Here is a 3665-nt window from a genome sequence, read left to right on the forward strand (position 1 = left end):
ATTATCACGGACAATCCGCCCATTGGAGAACAGACCGGGTTTATCAAACAGCTCGATCTCCTGATATTGCTCGTCATTGGAAATCTGAATCTTTTTCTGATTGTGGAGCTTGCTGTGGGCAATCTCGTGTACTGTGGCCGAAACTGTCTGCACCTCACTCATGCCCTGACGAATGGCGATTTTCTGATGATCGGTAGAAAAATAGCCGTCCGTATCGGCGGCCATTGCTTCAAAAGTGATCGGCACCGGCGCACTGCGGCGCAGAGCCTCCATGAATGCCTCATAATTTGGCACATTGCCGGAAAGGGAGGAAGCAAGCTCCGGCAAAGGTTTCCCGTCGGTCTGGCTTACATCAAAGACCTTGACCGGACGAAACATGGGGATTTCGATTTCTTTTTCCTCTGTGACGATCTTTCCGTCTTTATCCAGAATCGGAGCCTTGGTATCCGGGTCCAGCTTCTGCTCCTCGATTTTCTTCTTGTACGGTGTTGGGGCGATGATGGTAATGCCATGCTCGCCCTTTTTTACATGACGCTCAAACTGGTCTTTCCACTTATTGTATCCGGCTACCAAAGTGGCGTCCGGCTTCTGCATATAGATGAGCATAGTGTTGTTTACCGAATAGCGGTGAAATCGGGACATGACGGACAGATAACGCATATACTTTTCGCTTTCAAACAATTCTTTGATACCCTGCTCGATGCCATCTGTGATTTCCCTTAGCCGTTCTCGGTTGGTGGGTTTGTTCTCAGCCATGATTTTCAATCTCCTTTCCAAGTGTGTGATTTCTGCTGTGTGTTCCGCAATCCATGCCTTTTGTTCTTCTTCACTTTCATAAAGAAAAAGGTCCAGCAGGTACTCTACATAGGTTTTCTTCTGGATTGCTTCCACAAAGCGGGGGTGCGGTTCTTCCTCCGGTGTCCTGGGAGAACGGTCGGCTTCCCATTTTTTCAACAGATAGTAGTAATCGGACAGTACGCGGTAACAGCGCTGTCGATCCTCCCGAAACTTCTGTGCCTCGGTTTTTTGCCGGACATATCTCCTGCGGGGCGGGGCCTGACTGTCATAGATCAGGCCAAAGTCCTGTGCCAGTTTCTCCGCCGCTTCTTTTGGGGAGAGGTCAAAGAGCTTTGCGGTAAAGTCGATCACATCCCCATCTTCACCGCAGCCAAAGCAGTGGAATCGCTGGTCTACCTTCATCCCATAAAACTCTGCCGCTTCTCTGGTGCTGACCGATTGCTTGACTGCTTCAAATACATTCTCTGCCATGTGCCTTTAACTGCCAGACTTTCTCACAGGGGGCTGGTATCCGGCGGCTTTGGCCCGTTCACTGGCAGCTTTGCGGCGCTCGGCGCTGTATGGCTCCCGAACTGATACACACCGCTTGGGGACGGTAAAGTTATGGGCGTCCTTTCGGGTGATTTGGTCGGGGTGCTTTTTTGCCAGCAGATCCAGCTTCTCCATCAGACGGGGATCATGGGTATAGATCTCAGCCATTGGTTCTGCCTGGTTATAAAGGAGAATGGTTTCCCGTTCCGCTAAAGAAAGCTTCATCGGCTGCCTCCTTTCCGCTGGTCAAATTCCAGCTTGAAGTTGGCATACTGTCCATCGTCCTCCAAAACCACAGTGGCATCGTAGGTCTTGCCGGTTTTCTCCGAATATAGGCCCGTCACACGGACACGGCCATCGTTAAGCAGTGCAGACACCACAGCCTTGGTCGGCTGTTTTTTCTTGGCAGCCCACCATTTGTTGTTTTTCCAGATTGCAAATTTGCAAGAATCATTCTGACAGAAGAAGCCTTTTTGCAGTTCTGCAACTTCACCTCCGCAGCGAGGGCATTTGCCCACCACCTCACGGGGCGGAGTGAACAGGTACTCGGTTCCCTTGATGACCTGATAAGTTCCCACCAGGTCTTTCAGCATGGTGCTGATCCCGTCCAGAAACTCCTCTGGAGCAAGCTGCCCGTGCTCAATTTCCCCCAGGCGGTACTCCCACTCGGCAGTCAAAAGCGGAGATTGCAGCTGTTCCGGCAGAACGGTGATCAGGGAAACTGCATCGTGGGAAGGGAGAAGCTGCACCGTTTTCCTGCTCTTTTTTCGTTCCAGAAAACCGGCAGATACCAGCTTTTCCAAAATACCGGCACGGGTGGCCGGTGTCCCCAGACCCTTTCGTTCGGCATCCTCCGGCATATCCTCTTTTCCAGCAGTCTCCATCGCGGACAATAGGGTGTCCTCCGTAAAGTGCAGGGGCGGACTGCTTTTGCCTTCTTTGACGATTGCAGCAGCAACCGAAAGGGTCTGTCCTTCGGTCAGCTCCGGCAGGGCTTTCTCTGCGCCCTCTTTTTTCGGCTCTGCATTCTTCATTTTGGCACGGTAAGCGTCCTCCAGTGTTTTCCATCCGGGGTGCTTCACCGTTTTTCCTTTAGCGGTAAACTCCCCATCGGCACACGCTGCAATCACAACGGTTTCCGAATAGATATGGGGCTGGGCTACGGCGCACAGCAGACGCAGGGCCACCAGCTCCAGCACCGCTTTTTCTCCCGCAGGAAGGGCAGAAAGGTCTGCATCCTTGAGATTTCTGGTAGGGATTACTGCGTGGTGGTCGGTTACTTTCTTGTCGTTGATGACTGTCTGCGGATCACAGGTAATGGCGATCCCTTTGCGAAACGGCATAGCATTGGCAACCAAATTCACCAGCACCGGCAGGCTGTCTGCCATATCACCGGTCAGATAGCGACTGTCAGTACGGGGATAGGTGCAGAGCTTCTTTTCATACAGGCTTTGCAGATAGTCCAGAGTCTGCTGGGCTGTAAATCCAAGCAGGCGGTTGGCATCTCTTTGCAGAGTAGTCAGGTCATAGAGGGCAGGCGGCTTTTCGGACTTTTCCTTGCACTCCACTTTTTCGATTGTGACAGCTGCACCCTGACAGGCTTTTTTCAGCTGCTCTGCGCTTGCTCGGTCACTTATGCGCTCCCCGGATACGGTAAGACCGGGCAGCTCCAGCGCCACGGTATAAAAGGGAACCGGCTTAAAGGTGTCGATCTCAGCCTCTCGCTGGACAATGAGCGCCAGCGTTGGAGACATCACGCGCCCGATGTTGAGGGTGCGGTGGTACAGCACGGAAAAAAGCCTTGTAGCATTGATCCCCACCAGCCAGTCGGCCTTGGCACGGCAGAGGGCAGCATCCCGAAGTCCGTCATAGTCCGCACCGGGGCGCAGGTTTGCAAAGCCTTCCCTTATGGCGGAGTCCTCCATCGAAGAAATCCAGAGCCTTTTCATAGGCTTTTGACAGTCTGCCAGCTCATAGACGCTGCGGAAGATCAGCTCACCCTCGCGTCCGGCATCGCAGGCATTTACCACCTCCGTCACATCCGGGGCATTCATCAGCTTTTTGAGAATATCAAACTGCTTTTTCTTATCCTTTCCCACTACCATCTGCCAATGTTCCGGCAGAATAGGCAGGTCATCATATCGCCACTTGGCATACTTGGGATCATAACTGTCTGCATCCGCAAGACCGGCCAGATGGCCCACGCACCAGCTGACACGCCAGCCGTTACCCTCCAGATACCCGTCCTTACGAGCAGTTGCACCGATTACCGCAGCCAGACTTTGTGCAACCGATGGTTTTTCAGCGATTACCAGTTTATATCTCATCATCTTCAG

Annotated in this window: 3 protein-coding genes; all 3 read right to left on the bottom strand. The window is 52.7% G+C overall.

Going from position 1 to position 3665, the window contains the following annotated elements:
• Window positions 1-1269, bottom strand: a 1269-nt coding sequence (locus GPK94_RS12430; RefSeq protein WP_252192628.1) for an ArdC-like ssDNA-binding domain-containing protein, incomplete at its 3' end; no start/stop codon positions are given.
• Window positions 1270-1275: 6 nt separating this feature from the next.
• A complete protein-coding gene (locus GPK94_RS12435; RefSeq protein WP_215655964.1) occupies window positions 1276-1554 on the bottom strand; it encodes an immunoglobulin in 279 nt (92 codons plus the stop codon).
• Window positions 1551-3659: a type IA DNA topoisomerase gene (locus tag GPK94_RS12440; protein ID WP_215655965.1), complete on the bottom strand. Its 2109-nt coding sequence runs from the start codon at window positions 3657-3659 to the stop codon at window positions 1551-1553. The genes GPK94_RS12435 and GPK94_RS12440 overlap by 4 nt, the downstream gene beginning before the upstream one ends.
• Window positions 3660-3665 lie beyond the last annotated feature (6 nt).

Origin of the sequence: Pseudoflavonifractor sp. MCC625 (genome assembly GCF_018784545.1) — a bacterium.
Lineage (GTDB): Bacteria > Bacillota > Clostridia > Oscillospirales > Oscillospiraceae > Pseudoflavonifractor_A > Pseudoflavonifractor_A gallinarum.